General features: G+C 45.6%; 13 protein-coding genes. 8 read left to right on the forward strand and 5 right to left on the reverse strand.

All coding sequences use genetic code 11. The features are described 5' to 3' along the window. Positions 1-15 precede the first annotated feature (15 nt). Positions 16-1,023: a rod-share determining protein MreBH gene (gene mreBH, locus ACINLD_RS03285; RefSeq protein ID WP_026586803.1), complete on the reverse strand. Its 1,008-nt coding sequence runs from the start codon at positions 1,021-1,023 to the stop codon at positions 16-18. 296 nt (positions 1,024-1,319) lie between these two features. Here mreBH and ACINLD_RS03290 point away from each other — a divergent pair, with 296 nt between their 5' ends. The 4 genes from ACINLD_RS03290 (at position 1,320) to ade (ending at position 5,699) form a co-directional block, all read left to right on the forward strand. Further along, positions 1,320-1,607, forward strand: coding sequence for an AbrB/MazE/SpoVT family DNA-binding domain-containing protein (locus ACINLD_RS03290; RefSeq protein ID WP_026586804.1), 288 nt, complete (start codon positions 1,320-1,322; stop codon positions 1,605-1,607). A 188-nt stretch (positions 1,608-1,795) separates the two neighbouring features. Beyond that, on the forward strand, positions 1,796-3,127 hold the full coding sequence (locus tag ACINLD_RS03295; RefSeq protein WP_051290363.1) for an ATP-binding protein: 1,332 nt from the start codon (positions 1,796-1,798) through the stop codon (positions 3,125-3,127). Between the two features lie 70 nt (positions 3,128-3,197). Beyond that, positions 3,198-3,860 carry a potassium channel family protein gene (locus ACINLD_RS03300; RefSeq protein ID WP_026586805.1) on the forward strand — a complete coding sequence of 221 codons (663 nt, stop codon included), beginning with the start codon at positions 3,198-3,200 and terminating at the stop codon, positions 3,858-3,860. A gap of 120 nt (positions 3,861-3,980) precedes the next feature. Further along, positions 3,981-5,699: an adenine deaminase gene (ade, locus tag ACINLD_RS03305; protein ID WP_026586806.1), complete on the forward strand. Its 1,719-nt coding sequence runs from the start codon at positions 3,981-3,983 to the stop codon at positions 5,697-5,699. A gap of 36 nt (positions 5,700-5,735) precedes the next feature. On the opposite strand, the gene rnjA is transcribed toward ade, so the two are convergent. Both rnjA and ACINLD_RS03315 read right to left on the reverse strand, forming a co-directional pair. After that, a complete protein-coding gene (gene rnjA, locus ACINLD_RS03310) occupies positions 5,736-7,403 on the reverse strand; it encodes a ribonuclease J1 (protein ID WP_077736892.1) in 1,668 nt (555 codons plus the stop codon). A gap of 4 nt (positions 7,404-7,407) precedes the next feature. Continuing rightward, the gene (locus tag ACINLD_RS03315) at positions 7,408-7,617 is read right to left on the reverse strand and encodes a DNA-dependent RNA polymerase subunit epsilon (RefSeq protein ID WP_026586808.1); all 210 of its coding nucleotides are present in this window, start codon (positions 7,615-7,617) and stop codon (positions 7,408-7,410) included. A gap of 395 nt (positions 7,618-8,012) precedes the next feature. Here ACINLD_RS03315 and ACINLD_RS03320 point away from each other — a divergent pair, with 395 nt between their 5' ends. Further along, positions 8,013-8,786, forward strand: a complete 774-nt coding sequence (locus tag ACINLD_RS03320) for a Cof-type HAD-IIB family hydrolase (RefSeq protein WP_026586809.1) — start codon at positions 8,013-8,015, stop codon at positions 8,784-8,786. Positions 8,787-8,822: 36 nt separating this feature from the next. Here the strand turns inward: ACINLD_RS03320 and def are convergent, their stop codons facing one another. Continuing rightward, on the reverse strand, positions 8,823-9,377 hold the full coding sequence (gene def, locus ACINLD_RS03325) for a peptide deformylase (RefSeq protein ID WP_026586810.1): 555 nt from the start codon (positions 9,375-9,377) through the stop codon (positions 8,823-8,825). A gap of 118 nt (positions 9,378-9,495) precedes the next feature. Beyond that, positions 9,496-9,630, reverse strand: a complete 135-nt coding sequence (locus ACINLD_RS03330; protein ID WP_035428051.1) for a YjcZ family sporulation protein — start codon at positions 9,628-9,630, stop codon at positions 9,496-9,498. A gap of 261 nt (positions 9,631-9,891) precedes the next feature. Between ACINLD_RS03330 and ACINLD_RS03335 the strand changes: the two genes are divergently transcribed. The 3 genes from ACINLD_RS03335 (at position 9,892) to pdhB (ending at position 13,059) form a co-directional block, all read left to right on the forward strand. Next, entirely contained in the window at positions 9,892-10,560 is a 669-nt protein-coding gene (locus tag ACINLD_RS03335; RefSeq protein WP_026586811.1) for a YkyA family protein, read from the forward strand. A 402-nt stretch (positions 10,561-10,962) separates the two neighbouring features. Next, complete coding sequence (gene pdhA / locus ACINLD_RS03340; RefSeq protein ID WP_026586812.1) at positions 10,963-12,078, forward strand: pyruvate dehydrogenase (acetyl-transferring) E1 component subunit alpha; 1,116 nt, start codon at positions 10,963-10,965, stop codon at positions 12,076-12,078. A gap of 3 nt (positions 12,079-12,081) precedes the next feature. After that, the gene (gene pdhB / locus ACINLD_RS03345) at positions 12,082-13,059 is read left to right on the forward strand and encodes a pyruvate dehydrogenase complex E1 component subunit beta (RefSeq protein WP_026586813.1); all 978 of its coding nucleotides are present in this window, start codon (positions 12,082-12,084) and stop codon (positions 13,057-13,059) included. Positions 13,060-13,170 lie beyond the last annotated feature (111 nt).

Genomic DNA, 13,170 nt, shown 5'->3' on the forward strand with positions numbered 1-13,170 from the left:
ACGTGGAAAACAAAATTATTTTGCGGCTTTTTGCAGTTTATCAATCACATCAAGCGAACGTCCTGTCCCGATGGCGACAGATTCAAGCGGATTTGCGGCGACATGCACCGGAACGACGATTTCCTGTGAAAGCCATTCTTTGATCCCGTTTAAGAGAGCACCGCCTCCCGTTAAAATCACGCCGCGGTCGACGATGTCCCCGCTCAGCTCAGGAGGGCAGTCCTCAAGAGTAGCTCTGATGGCTTCAATAATGTGAAGAAGGGATTCGCGCATGGCAGCCTGGATTTCATTTGATTCAAGGGTAATCGTTTTCGGCAGGCCTGTGACAAGATCGCGCCCCCTGACTTCCATCGTCTTTGTTTCATGCTCGATCAGAGCGTAGCCGATCTCAATTTTGATTTCCTCTGCCGTCCGTTCTCCGATCAGCAGGTTGTATTTTTTTCTGACGAATGTCACGATGTCTTCGTCAAGCTGATCGCCGCCGATCCGGATAGAATGACAGGATACCACGCCTCCGAAAGAAATAATGGCCACCTCTGTCGTTCCCCCGCCAATATCGACGACGACATTTGCGACGGGCTCATCAACGGGCAGATCAGCGCCGATCGCCGCAGCGACAGGCTCTTCGATCAAATGCACCTGCTTGGCTCCGCAATTTTTCACGGCATCGCTGATGGCCCGTCTTTCAACAGCGGTGGAACCGGATGGCGTACACACCACAACACTCGGCTTTCTGAATGTAAAGCCGATATTTTTGCCCGCTTTTTTCATGATCTGTTTGAGAAGGTCTGTCGTCATGTCGTAATCGGCAATAACGCCGTCTTTCATTGGGCGTACCGCAACGATTTTGCCCGGCGTTTTTCCGATCATGTTTTTAGCCTCGGTGCCGACCGCCAACACGTTCTTTGTTTCCGTATCCACGGCGACAACGGAAGGCTCGTTTAAAATGATTCCTTTATTTTTGCTGTAAACCAATATGTTCGCTGTTCCTAGATCAATTCCGATCTCGGTCGTTTGAAACATGTTTTCACCCAATCTCTATTTAAAATTTTTTTCGAAAATCTTCGTGCTGAAAAAAGAATTTCATTTAAATTTTCTCATGAAATCATCGATTTATGGGGGTTTGTGACGGTTTTGAAAACAACCTGTAAAATGATGACCTCATATTTACATCACAAGAACATTATTTCATTTTTGTGTCTAATTTTTTTGCTGAAGAAAGGTGAAACAGGGAAACCTTTCATGCTTTTTGTACGTCTATCGTTATACTAAGACATTATCTTAGAAAAATAGAAACAAAGAGGAAGTAGGCGAAAGTTTTGAAAGCAATAGGAGTTGTAAGAAAAGTGGACGAACTCGGCCGCATCGTGATGCCGATTGAATTGAGAAGGGCTCTTGATATCTCGATCAAGGACAGCATTGAATTCTTCGTCGATCAGGATAAAATCATCCTGCAAAAGTATAAACCGCACGGCGTCTGCTTGATTACCGGTGAGATAACCTCTGAAAACCGCGCATACGGAAACGGGAACATTACGCTCAGCCCTGAGGGTGCTGAATTGCTGTTGGAGGAAATTAAAACCAAATTGAATCAGGAGAAAGCTTAACATCAAGCGCCCTTCTTACAGAAGGGTTTTTTTTCATCATTGTCGAAAAAAAGCCCTCTCACAAAACGAATCCGTCTATCACCTGAAAGATTCATCAATTTTAGACGATAAATACTTCGAACAATCCTCTCAAAGATGCTGTAAAGAATGTTACAATTGACTGAGAAATAGAAGTGGCAGGTGGGGGCATGAAAAGGTATCAAGGACGGATCATTTCAACCGTACTGGCAATGACTTTCATTATGTTTTGGAATTATTTATTTTACGGAGTATTGGGAAACAAAATTAACTGGACGGTTGATGTGCTGTTTACACTGGTGACATTAATCAGTGTATGGTGGCTTACGCTTTACATCGATGAGTCGAATCAGCTCGTCTATAAGCTGAAGGAAAGCGAGAAAAAATACAAACAGCTATCAGCAGAAACCAACCGTATCATGGATAACCTGCAGGAGATCGTCTTTCAGACCGACCGGAAAGGGATCATCACCTTTTTGAACCAGGCGTGGACCACCCTGACAGGCTACAGTGTCGAATCAAGCCTCGGGACGATGTATAACGATTACTTTGATCATGAAGAGCGCATTTCAAATCATCTGAATCAGCAGCTGAAGAACAAGGAGCATGAAGGAAGAATCGAAGTCTTATATCATCGAAAAGACGGAAGCAAGTTTTGGGGCGAAGTCCACTATAAATTATATTATACAAACGGCCAATTTACGGGAAGCCTGGGGACGCTGACAGATGTTACAGAGCGGAAAAAAGCCGAAATGGAGCTGTTTAAATCAAATCAGCGGCTTGCCATGCAGTCGCAAAAGCTTGCGATGGCGGGGCAGCTTGCCGCCGGGATCGCCCATGAAGTCAGGAACCCTCTGACCTCTGTTAACGGTTTTTTGCAATTGATGAAAACCGAGTATCCAGACAGATCCAGCTACTTTGACATTATTTTTTCCGAGATCAAAAGAATCGACTGTGTGCTTGGCGAACTGCTTGTGCTGGCCAAACCCCATCAGGTTCAATTTAAGAAAATCAAAATCAATTCAGTGCTTCGTCAGGTCGCGACCTTGCTTGAAACCAATGCCGTGCTTTCCCGCATCAAAATCGAAAAAACGTTTGAAAACGGGAAAGAATGGGAAATCAACGGTGATGAAAATCAAATTAAGCAAGTGTTTATTAACTTAATCAAAAATGGAATTGAAGCCATGCCTGATGGAGGGAAAATCACCATTTCCACTGAACAGGAAGATGATTTCGTAAAGGTGAGCATCAAAGATGAGGGCGGCGGCATTTCCCAAGCCGATTTGGCAAAGCTGGGCGAACCTTTCTTTTCTACGAAAGAAGAAGGGACAGGACTCGGTCTGACAATTTGCCTGAACATCATCGGTGCTCATAACGGGGAAATGAAGATCGACAGCAAATTGGGTGAGGGGAGCACCTTCCACATTCTGCTGCCGATCGATAAAGATGAACCGCTTGACAAGCAGTATGCTGAGGAAACATATTGCGGTCACACGACGTAAAAATAATAGAGGAAAAATATGATGTCGTATGATAGAATTTGTTAAAGATTGACCGATGGAGGAATAACCGATGAAAAAAGAATTTGCAGTAATTGGACTCGGCCGGTTCGGCGGCAGCATTTGCAAGGCGCTGAGCGAGGAAGGCTTAGAAGTGATGGCGATCGATGTCGATGAGGATCGGGTGAACGAATACGCCAAAATCGCTTCACATGCTGTAATAGGAGATACAACTGACGAATCTGTGCTTAAAAACCTCGGACTCCGCAATTTTGATCATGTTATTGTGGCAATCGGGGAAAATATTCAGGCGAGCATTTTAACGACGCTGATTTTAAAAGAGCTCGGCGTTAAAATGATCACGGTGAAAGCGCAAAATGACTACCACGAAAAGGTGCTGTCCAAAATCGGAGCCGACCGGATCGTTCATCCGGAGCGTGAAATGGGCAAAAGAATTGCTCATAATATCGTCTCCAACAATGTGCTCGACTATCTTGAACTCTCAGATGAACACAGTCTCGTCGAAATCGCGGCGAACGGCAAACTGGCCGGAAATACGCTGCTTGATCTTGATATTCGCGCCAGGTACGGCATTAATATCGTCGCGATTAAGCGCGAGAAAGAAGTGATTGTTTCCCCGCTTGCAACGGAGGAGATTCAAAAAGACGATATCTTAATCGTCATCGGCTCGAACCCCGACATTGAAAGGTTTGAAAAAAAGGTGTTTCAACGATGATCAAACAAGCCGTAAGCGTTTTGCGCTTACGGTTTTTTTTATCTTTTCATTGACTGTTGAGAGCGATTCGGCTACGATATTGAACCATATACATCAGAAAAAGAGAGGGGTTATCAACCTTTGGATAAAGAGGTGCTCATCAATCGGCTCGGCGCTGCCAGTCATCGCAAAAAAGCTGATACAGTCATCAAAAACGGAAAAATCATGGATGTTTTCAATCAGGAATGGTTGGAGACGGACATTGCCATTGAAAACGGAGCCATCGTCGGTTTAGGCGATTATGAGGGAGAGAACATCATTGACGCAAAAGGGCAGATGATTGTTCCCGGATTTATTGACGGACATGTTCATATCGAGTCTTCGATGGTGCCGCCGGCCGAATTTGCCAAAGCGGTGATTCCTCATGGTGTCACAACCGTAATCACAGACCCCCACGAAATCGCCAATGTCTCAGGAATCAAAGGGCTGACATTTATGATGGAACAAGCCCGCCGGACGAAGCTGAACATTCATTTTATGCTTCCTTCATGCGTTCCTGCTGCAGCGTTTGAAAAGTCCGGAGCGGTGTTGAATGCAGAGGATCTGAAGCCTTTTTACAACCGCAATGAAGTGCTCGGCCTTGCCGAGGTGATGGATTATGTTGCGGTGGAGGCGGCCGAAAGCGATATGACGCAAAAGCTTGCTGACGCTCATCTCGCCGGCAAGCGGATCGACGGGCACCTGGCCGGTCTTCCGCCCAAGCTTGTCAACGTCTACAGGGCCGCAGGCGTGCTGACCGATCATGAGGTGACAACCCCGGAAGAAGCGCTTGAAAGAATCAGAAGGGGAATGTACGTCATGCTCAGAGAGGGGTCTGTTGCTAAGAATGTACGGCATGTACTGCCTGCGGTCAATGAGAAAAATGCAAGGCGTTTCTTTTTTTGTACGGATGACAAACATTTGGATGAGCTGATTGATGAAGGGAGTATCAATCATCAGGTTAAACTGGCCATTCAATCCGGACTTGATCCTTTTCTCGCATATCAAATGGGAAGTCTTCATGCAGCGGAATGCTACGGCTTGAAAACGAAGGGAGCTGTTGCCCCCGGTTATGATGCAGACCTTCTGTTCATCAGCGACTTAACAAATGTGGACATCACACAGACGATGATCGGCGGTGTGATCTATAAAGAAGCCGATACATGCCTTTCCAGCAGCAAACTTGACGCCGCCTTGCTTCAATCCGTGCACCTGCCCAAGTTCGAGCTATGCGACCTTGAGATTCCGATTGTTCAAGACAGGGATATCCGTGTCATCGAAATTATTCCCAACCAGCTTGAAACAAGGCTTTTTTTGACCAAGCCGGATGAAGAACCGAATTTTCAGGCCGATACAGAAAACGATTTGCTGAAGATCGCGGTGATAGAACGTCACAGCGGCAAAAAGGAAATCGGTCTTGGCATTGTCAAAGGATTCGGATTAAAAGAAGGGGCGATTGCGACGACCATTTCCCACGACTCTCATAATCTGATTGCTGTCGGGACAAACGATCGGGATCTGTTGAAAGCGATCGAACGACTCGGGGAAATCGGCGGAGGTTTGACCGTGGCCAAAGCAGGGAAAGAACTTCATTCCGTCGCCCTGCCAATAGCGGGGCTATTGTCCGACAAGCCGATTGACACCGTCAATGAAAGCTTGCTGTCACTTCATGAAGCATTGCAGCAAACCGGGTTTTCAGGTGATTTTAATCCATTTTTAACCCTTTCATTTCTGGCGCTTCCCGTCATTCCCGATATCAAGATGACGACGGAAGGACTGTTTGATGTGAAGGCCTTTCAGCATATTCCGATTCAATCCTAAAAAAACGGATACACCTATTGGTGTATCCGTTATTATTTACACTTCCATAATGATCGGCAGGATCATTGGGCGGCGCTTCGTTTTTTCGTATAGGAAAGGTGCGAGTGTGTCCGTGATTTCGTTTTTGATTTCAGACCACTGCGTTGTTTTGCGCTCCATCACTTTTTGAAGGTGGCTTGCGATCAGGTCTTGCGCTTCATTAATCAAATCGCCTGATTCCCTCATGTAGACAAAGCCTCTTGAAATTAAGTCAGGTCCTGCGGACACTTTGAATTCTTTCATATTGATGCTGACTACGACAATGACGAGCCCTTCTTCAGAAAGGATGCGGCGGTCGCGAAGCACAATGTTGCCGATATCGCCGATGCCGCTTCCGTCAATATAAACATTGCCGGAAGGGATTTTTCCCGCGACAGATGCTTCATCACTTGTCAAAGCAAGCACTTCACCATTATCCATGATAAAGCAGTTTTCCTCCGGAATCCCGCAATCTGTCGCCAGTTTCACGTGCATTTTCTGCATTCGGTATTCACCGTGAATCGGCATGAAGAATTTCGGCTTGATCAAACGAAGCATCAGCTTTTGTTCTTCCTGCCCGCCGTGTCCGGACGTATGAATATTCGTCACGGCTCCATGGATGACATCTGCACCCGCCCGGTAAAGCTGATTGATCGTGCGGCTGACACTGATCGTATTGCCCGGGATCGGAGAAGATGAAAATACGACCGTATCCCCGGGGTTGATGGAGATTTGCCGGTGGGTGCCGTTTGCAATCCGTGATAGCGCGGCCATCGGTTCACCTTGGCTTCCGGTACAGAGAATCGTTACCTTTCCGGCAGGCAGCCTGTTGATTTCATTCCCTTCAATGAACGTGTTTTTCGGGCATTTAATATATCCGAGTGTTTGTCCGATTTCAATGGCATTCTCCATGCTTCGTCCAAAAACGGCAACTTTTCGCCCGTTGGCAACAGCCGATTCGATCACCTGCTGCAGACGGTGAATGTTTGAAGCGAAGGTCGCAAAGATGATCCGGCCTTCAACTTTGCGGAAAATATCATCAATGCTTTCACCGACTTTGCGTTCTGACATGGTGAAGTCAGGGATTTCACTGTTTGTGCTGTCAGACAGCAGACAAAGTACGCCTTCTTTGCCGATTTCGGCCATCTTGGTTAAGTTGGCTGGTTCGCCTACCGGAGTAAAATCAAATTTAAAGTCACCGGTATGTACGATGTTTCCTTGCGGCGTTTTGACGACGATCCCGTATGAGTCAGGAATGCTGTGGGTCGTCCGGAAGAAAGAAACAGCTGTTTTTCTGAATTTGACAATATCGACCTCTTCAATAATATGAAGTTTTGTCTGGCGCAGAAGGCCGTGTTCTTCAAGCTTTTTTCTCAAGAGGCCGATCGCCAGCTGTCCGCCGTAAACAGGGATGTTGACCTGTTTCAAAAGGTATGGGATGCCTCCGATGTGGTCTTCATGTCCGTGCGTAATGAAAAGGCCTTTGATCTTTTCTTCATTTTTGACTAAATAAGTGTAATCTGGGATGACATAATCGATTCCGAGAAGCTCGTCCTCGGGAAACTTAATGCCTGCATCGATCAGCACAATCTCGTCCTGAAATTGTACACCGTACGTGTTTTTGCCGATTTCCCCAAGTCCGCCAAGGGCAAATACAGCCGTTTGGTCATTTTTAACAAATTTCATTCATTCATAACTCCAATACTTTAAAATTTTCGCTTTGCTTTTCGTATTCTAAAAAAGCGCCTTCAACTTCCTGTATAAACTCAATGTTGTAATTGTATTGTTTTAATTTAGATCTGACTTCACGTTCAGATTGAGCTTCCACAAAAATTGAATCTGTTTTTTCACGAACAGGTACTTCGTCATTACTGCCCTGAAAAAATACCTTATAAATCATCCAAATCTCTCCTTAACTGCCGATTGTTAGACTCATCTTTCTATTATATGCGAAATTGCTTTATAAGAAAAGCGCCTGAGAAAAAAAGGACCCTTCCACATGTGTGAAGGTCCTTTTTAAGCAATCGACTTTCTGCGCATCATACCATTCAGCTGTTTTTTTAATTTCTTCCGCAGACGGCGAAGCATTCGGTTTCCTCCTTTCTCTGACTTGTCCCCATGCCGGTCTTGTTTCTTTAGTTCTATTATATGATGAATTTGTCTATTGTTACATGGTTATTATTGGCATGTGGATTTTGTTTTGGTTTTCAAGTGAAAAGGTTTTCTCTGGACGTTAGTTTTTGTATGATGGAACAGGAGAACGATAAATGATACAAGCTAAGGAGACCTGCAATCATGGATAAAAAGCTGATTTTTTTTGATATCGACGGAACCATTTATGATCATGATAAAAAGATTCCCGCGAGTACAAAACGGGCCATTTCCGATTTGAAAGCGCACGGACACCATGTTTTCATCGCGACAGGAAGGGCTCCGTTCATGGTTGGTGAAGTTCTCGAAGAACTGGACATCCATTCATTTGTCTCATATAACGGACAGTATGTCGTATTCGAAGGTGAGGTCATCTATAAAAACCCGCTATCTGCCGCCTCCCTGGAAAGTTTGCTGGAACATTCGGATCAATGCGGCCACCCGATCGTTTTTATGGGAGAAGAGGGAATGCGCGCTTCGATCGGGGATCATCCCTCTATTCTTGAAGGGATCGGCAGCTTAAAAGTGGCACCTCCGCAGCCTGACCGCTCCTATTATCAAGGAAGGGACATTTTTCAAGTGCTTCTCTTCTGTGATGAGAAGGATGAAGAGCAGTACCGCCGGTTTCGGGAATTCAATTTCATCCGCTGGCACGAGCGTTCGACAGATGTTCTGCCTGCTGGAGGCTCAAAAGCGGAAGGGATCAAAAAGGTCATCGAAAAGCTGCCGTTTGCAAGAAAGGATACATATGCGTTTGGAGACGGTCTGAACGATCTGAAAATGATCGAATTTGCGGGGACGGGAGTTGCGATGGGCAACGCTGTCGAAGAGCTGAAAAAGATCGCCGACTTCGTCACGAAACCGGTTGATGAAGATGGGATTGCATATGCGGTTGAAGCGCTTGGCCTTTTAAAATAGCTGAAGCGGATCGAACTTTCGATCCGCTTTTTGCCGCTATCTGCCGACAGGTATTGCGTTTTCTGGCTCTTTCAGCGGATTTTCTTTGTCGATATGGTCATAGAACATAATGCCGTTTAAGTGATCGATTTCGTGCTGGAAGACGATCGCAGGGTAGCCCTTTAAACGGATGTCAATGTTTTCGCCTTCAAGCGTCGTCGCTTTTACTCTGATCCGCGCATAGCGCGGGACGAAGCCCGGGATCGGCTCGTCAACCGACAGGCAGCCTTCACCGCTTGTCAAGTAGCTTTTCTGGACGGAGTGGCTGACAATCCGGGGATTAAAAAGCGCGTAGCTGTATAATGTGCCGTCTTCGCCTTCGGCATGGACGGCGATCATTCTTTTATTGACATTAATTTGCGGAGCGGCGAGGCCCACTCCTGGACGAAGATTGTATTTTTGAGCGATCTCGGGATCCTGACTGTTTTTGACAAACTCGATCATTTCAGTCAGCTGCTTTATCTCCGTTTCATTTGCTGGCAATTGCACTTCTTCGGCGACGGTTCTCAAAGCGGGATGACCGTCGCGGACAATGTTTTCCATTGTAATCAACTTCTTCACTCCCACTGATTAATATGTAAAGTATAGCGGATGTTCTCCCCGGCGTGCAATGTCTCTGCATCATAAATGACCAGCCAAAAAAGCGGCTGGTCTTGTTGATTTCACTGAACTAGCAGCCTAAATAAGCCGCACCTACAATAATCAGCAATATAAAGAGAACAACGATCAAAGCGAATGTGCGGCCGTAGCCATATCCACCGTATCCGCCGCCGTACCCGTATCCAGGGCAGCAATAACCGTACATATGAAGACCTCCTCCGTAGTTTTACGCAAAGCCTTTTTTCTTTAGTAGGCATAGCGTCTAATATAAATTATGTAAAAGTCGGATGGTTGTATAGTCGAATGCCCAACATCACGTAAATTTCCCAAATTGTTTTTGTTCTAAAACCGTCCCTCCATACATACCGATCTTGTATCGGCATGTCCAAAAACACCGGGATTTTTTGTTGTCAAACATACGAATAAACTTTATAGTGGAATTTGTCTAGATTGGGGGAAAGTCAGAGTGAAATCATCAACATTGCGTGTGCCTGCCGTCCTTGCCGTTTTTTGTGCGGCGATATTTTTACTGGCGGGCTGCTTATGGAAAGATCCCGTAAGTTCTTTGCACGGCTCTCTGGAAAAGATCGTCGAATTGGAAAAGCCGTTTAAAAAGGAGCAGGCATCTCTGAAAAGCTTGGAAAAAAACGAATCGAAGCTTTATGAAGAAATGATCAGGCTGAATATGGATGATTTTGATCAGGTTGTGAAGCTTTCCAATCAGGCGCTGAAAAACGCAGACAAACGCGAAGCGCATTTACAAACGGAAAAGGAAAGCATTGAAAAGGCAAAGCGCGAATTTGAAGCGAATAAAGAGACCGCCGAAAAGATCGGCGATGAAAAGGTGAGGAAAAAAGCGGAGAATGCCGCTTCTTATATGGAGAAGCGCTACAAGGCGTACGGGACGCTTTATGCAGCATATAAAAGCGCCATCGGACTTGACAAAGAATTGTACAAGCTCCTGCAAAATAAGGATCTCGAACTGAGCAAACTCGAAGCCCAGCTGAAGAAAATCAACAAATCGTATGATGATGTATTGAAGCGGAGCAAAGACTTCAACGCTTATACAAAAGATTTTAATCAAGCCAAAAAAGAGTTTTACAAGGCGGCAGGATTTAATGTGAAGGAGAGCTGATTTGAATCGGCTCTCCTTTTTTTGACAAAATCTGTATTGCTATTGTAATACAGATTCTTATCTATACTAGCACAGTTTTATCCCGTTCTGAAGACCGTTAAAACGGGAATTGAATAAAGCGAATACATTTATTGAAATTCGGGAATGAAATCGATTGACGTGTCACATTCGCTGGTGTAAACTTAGCCTTGGTGGAACTTGTTGTATTAGTTTGTTGCAAAAGATAAATGATACAGTTTTAGAACGCGTTGTATTGTCCTTACATAAAAGTTTCGACAACCATCAAAGCGGCTAATATGAAATAAATATGAGTTGCGCCCGTCAATTTAGGACACCCTAATTTTGTATGTATAAGGGATAAACGTCTATGACTGTTAAAAGAAAGGAAGAGGTGACTTGAATATGGCTGCAAAAACGAAAAAAGCAATCGTTGATAGCAAAAAGCAATTTGATGCCATTAAAAAGCAGTTCGAAACGTTTCAAATTTTGAATGAAGAAGGCGAAGTCGTAAATGAAACGGCAATGCCTGATTTATCAGACGATCAATTAAAAGAATTAATGCGCCGCATGGTGTTTACGCGAATTCTGGATCAGCGTTCTATTTCTCTGAACAGACAAGGCCGCCTCGGATTCTATGCGCCGACTGCCGGACAGGAAGCTTCTCAAATAGCAACGCATTTTGCGCTTGAGAAAGAAGACTTCGTCCTTCCGGGCTACCGTGACGTTCCGCAGCTGATCTGGCACGGGCTTCCGCTTTATCAGGCGTTCTTGTTCTCCCGCGGACATTTCCGGGGAAATCAAATGCCGGATGATGTTAATGCGCTTTCACCGCAAATCATCATCGGTGCGCAGTACATTCAGACAGCCGGTGTGGCCCTCGGTCTGAAAAAACGCGGCAAACAAGCAGTAGCGATCACTTATACAGGTGACGGAGGCGCTTCACAAGGGGATTTCTACGAAGGAATCAACTTTGCGGGTGCTTATAAAGCTCCGGCTATCTTCGTCGTCCAAAACAACCGCTATGCGATTTCTACACCTGTAGAAAAACAATCAGCAGCACAAACCATCGCTCAAAAAGCAGCGGCCGCCGGTATCGTCGGCATTCAAGTTGACGGAATGGATGCGCTTGCTGTGTACGCTGCTACCCGTGAAGCTCGTGAGCGCGCTGTTAACGGCGAAGGTCCGACACTGATTGAGACGCTTTGCTTCCGTTACGGTCCTCATACAATGGCGGGCGATGACCCGACGAAATACCGCACGAAAGAAATCGAGAATGAGTGGGAGCAGAAAGATCCGCTCGTACGTTTCCGCAAGTTCTTGGAAAACAAAGGCCTCTGGTCTGAAGAGGAAGAAAACAAAGTAATCGAAGAAGCAAAAGAAGAAATCAAACAGGCGATCAAGAAAGCCGACGAAGAGCCGAAGCAAAAAGTGACCGACCTGATCGACATCATGTATGAAGAGCTTCCTTACAACCTTGCAGAACAAAAGGAAATTTATAAAGAGAAGGAGTCGAAGTAAGCCATGGCGCAAATGACAATGATTCAAGCAATCACTGATGCGTTACGCACAGAACTGAAAAATGACGAAAATGTCTTAGTTTTCGGAGAAGACGTCGGTGTTAACGGCGGCGTGTTCCGTGCGACTGAAGGATTGCAAAAAGAGTTTGGTGAGGATCGCGTATTTGACACTCCTCTTGCCGAATCTGGTATCGGCGGTCTTGCACTCGGTATGGGCTTACAAGGTTTCCGTCCGGTAATGGAAATTCAATTTTTCGGATTCGTGTATGAAGTAATGGATTCAGTTTCCGGCCAAATGGCGCGGATGCGCTACCGTTCCGGCGGCCGCTGGACTTCTCCTGTTACAATCCGTTCCCCGTTTGGCGGCGGTGTTCATACACCAGAGCTTCACGCGGACAGCTTGGAAGGACTTGTTGCACAGCAGCCTGGACTTAAAGTCGTGATCCCTTCAACTCCGTACGATGCAAAAGGACTTTTGATTTCCGCGATCCGCGACAACGATCCGGTCGTCTTCCTTGAGCATATGAAGCTTTATCGTTCATTCCGCCAGGAGGTTCCGGAGGAAGAATACACAATTGAAATCGGAAAAGCCGATGTGAAGCGTGAAGGTACAGATCTTTCCATCATCACGTATGGAGCGATGGTTCACGAATCATTAAAAGCAGCTGAAGAACTTGAAAAAGAAGGCGTATCAGCTGAGGTTGTCGATCTTCGCACAGTCAGCCCGCTTGATATTGACGCAATCATCGCATCTGTTGAGAAAACAGGCCGTGCAATCGTTGTTCAAGAAGCGCAAAAACAAGCAGGTATTGCAGCGAACGTTGTAGCGGAAATCAATGACCGCGCCATCTTAAGCCTTGAAGCACCGGTGCTTCGCGTGGCAGCGCCTGATACTGTATTCCCATTCTCTCAAGCTGAAGGCGTTTGGCTTCCAAACCATAAAGACGTGCTTGAAACTGCAAAAAAAGTATTGGAATTTTAATCTAATCAGATATGAAGGAAGGGGAAAGTTGACGTTTGTCTTTTCCCTTCATGTATTTCCACAGTCAGGCGGGAATTTTCAGCCGTATAACTGACAGTCTGTGAAACAATA

It is taken from the genome of Bacillus sp. z60-11, assembly GCF_046464135.1.
Classification (GTDB): Bacteria; Bacillota; Bacilli; order Bacillales; family Bacillaceae; genus Bacillus; species Bacillus sonorensis_A.

Bases quoted from the DNA above. Each gene is read 5' to 3' on its own strand.
- pdhB (WP_026586813.1), top strand. From the start codon at position 12,082: ATGGCGCAAATGACAATGATTCAAGCAATCACTGATGCGTTACGCACA.
- ACINLD_RS03295 (WP_051290363.1), top strand. From the start codon at position 1,796: ATGAAAAGGTATCAAGGACGGATCATTTCAACCGTACTGGCAATGACT.
- ACINLD_RS03320 (WP_026586809.1), top strand. From the start codon at position 8,013: ATGGATAAAAAGCTGATTTTTTTTGATATCGACGGAACCATTTATGAT.
- ACINLD_RS03300 (WP_026586805.1), top strand. From the start codon at position 3,198: ATGAAAAAAGAATTTGCAGTAATTGGACTCGGCCGGTTCGGCGGCAGC.
- ACINLD_RS03315 (WP_026586808.1), bottom strand. From the start codon at position 7,617: ATGATTTATAAGGTATTTTTTCAGGGCAGTAATGACGAAGTACCTGTT.
- ACINLD_RS03330 (WP_035428051.1), bottom strand. From the start codon at position 9,630: ATGTACGGTTATTGCTGCCCTGGATACGGGTACGGCGGCGGATACGGT.
- pdhA (WP_026586812.1), top strand. From the start codon at position 10,963: ATGGCTGCAAAAACGAAAAAAGCAATCGTTGATAGCAAAAAGCAATTT.
- rnjA (WP_077736892.1), bottom strand. From the start codon at position 7,403: ATGAAATTTGTTAAAAATGACCAAACGGCTGTATTTGCCCTTGGCGGA.
- mreBH (WP_026586803.1), bottom strand. From the start codon at position 1,023: ATGTTTCAAACGACCGAGATCGGAATTGATCTAGGAACAGCGAACATA.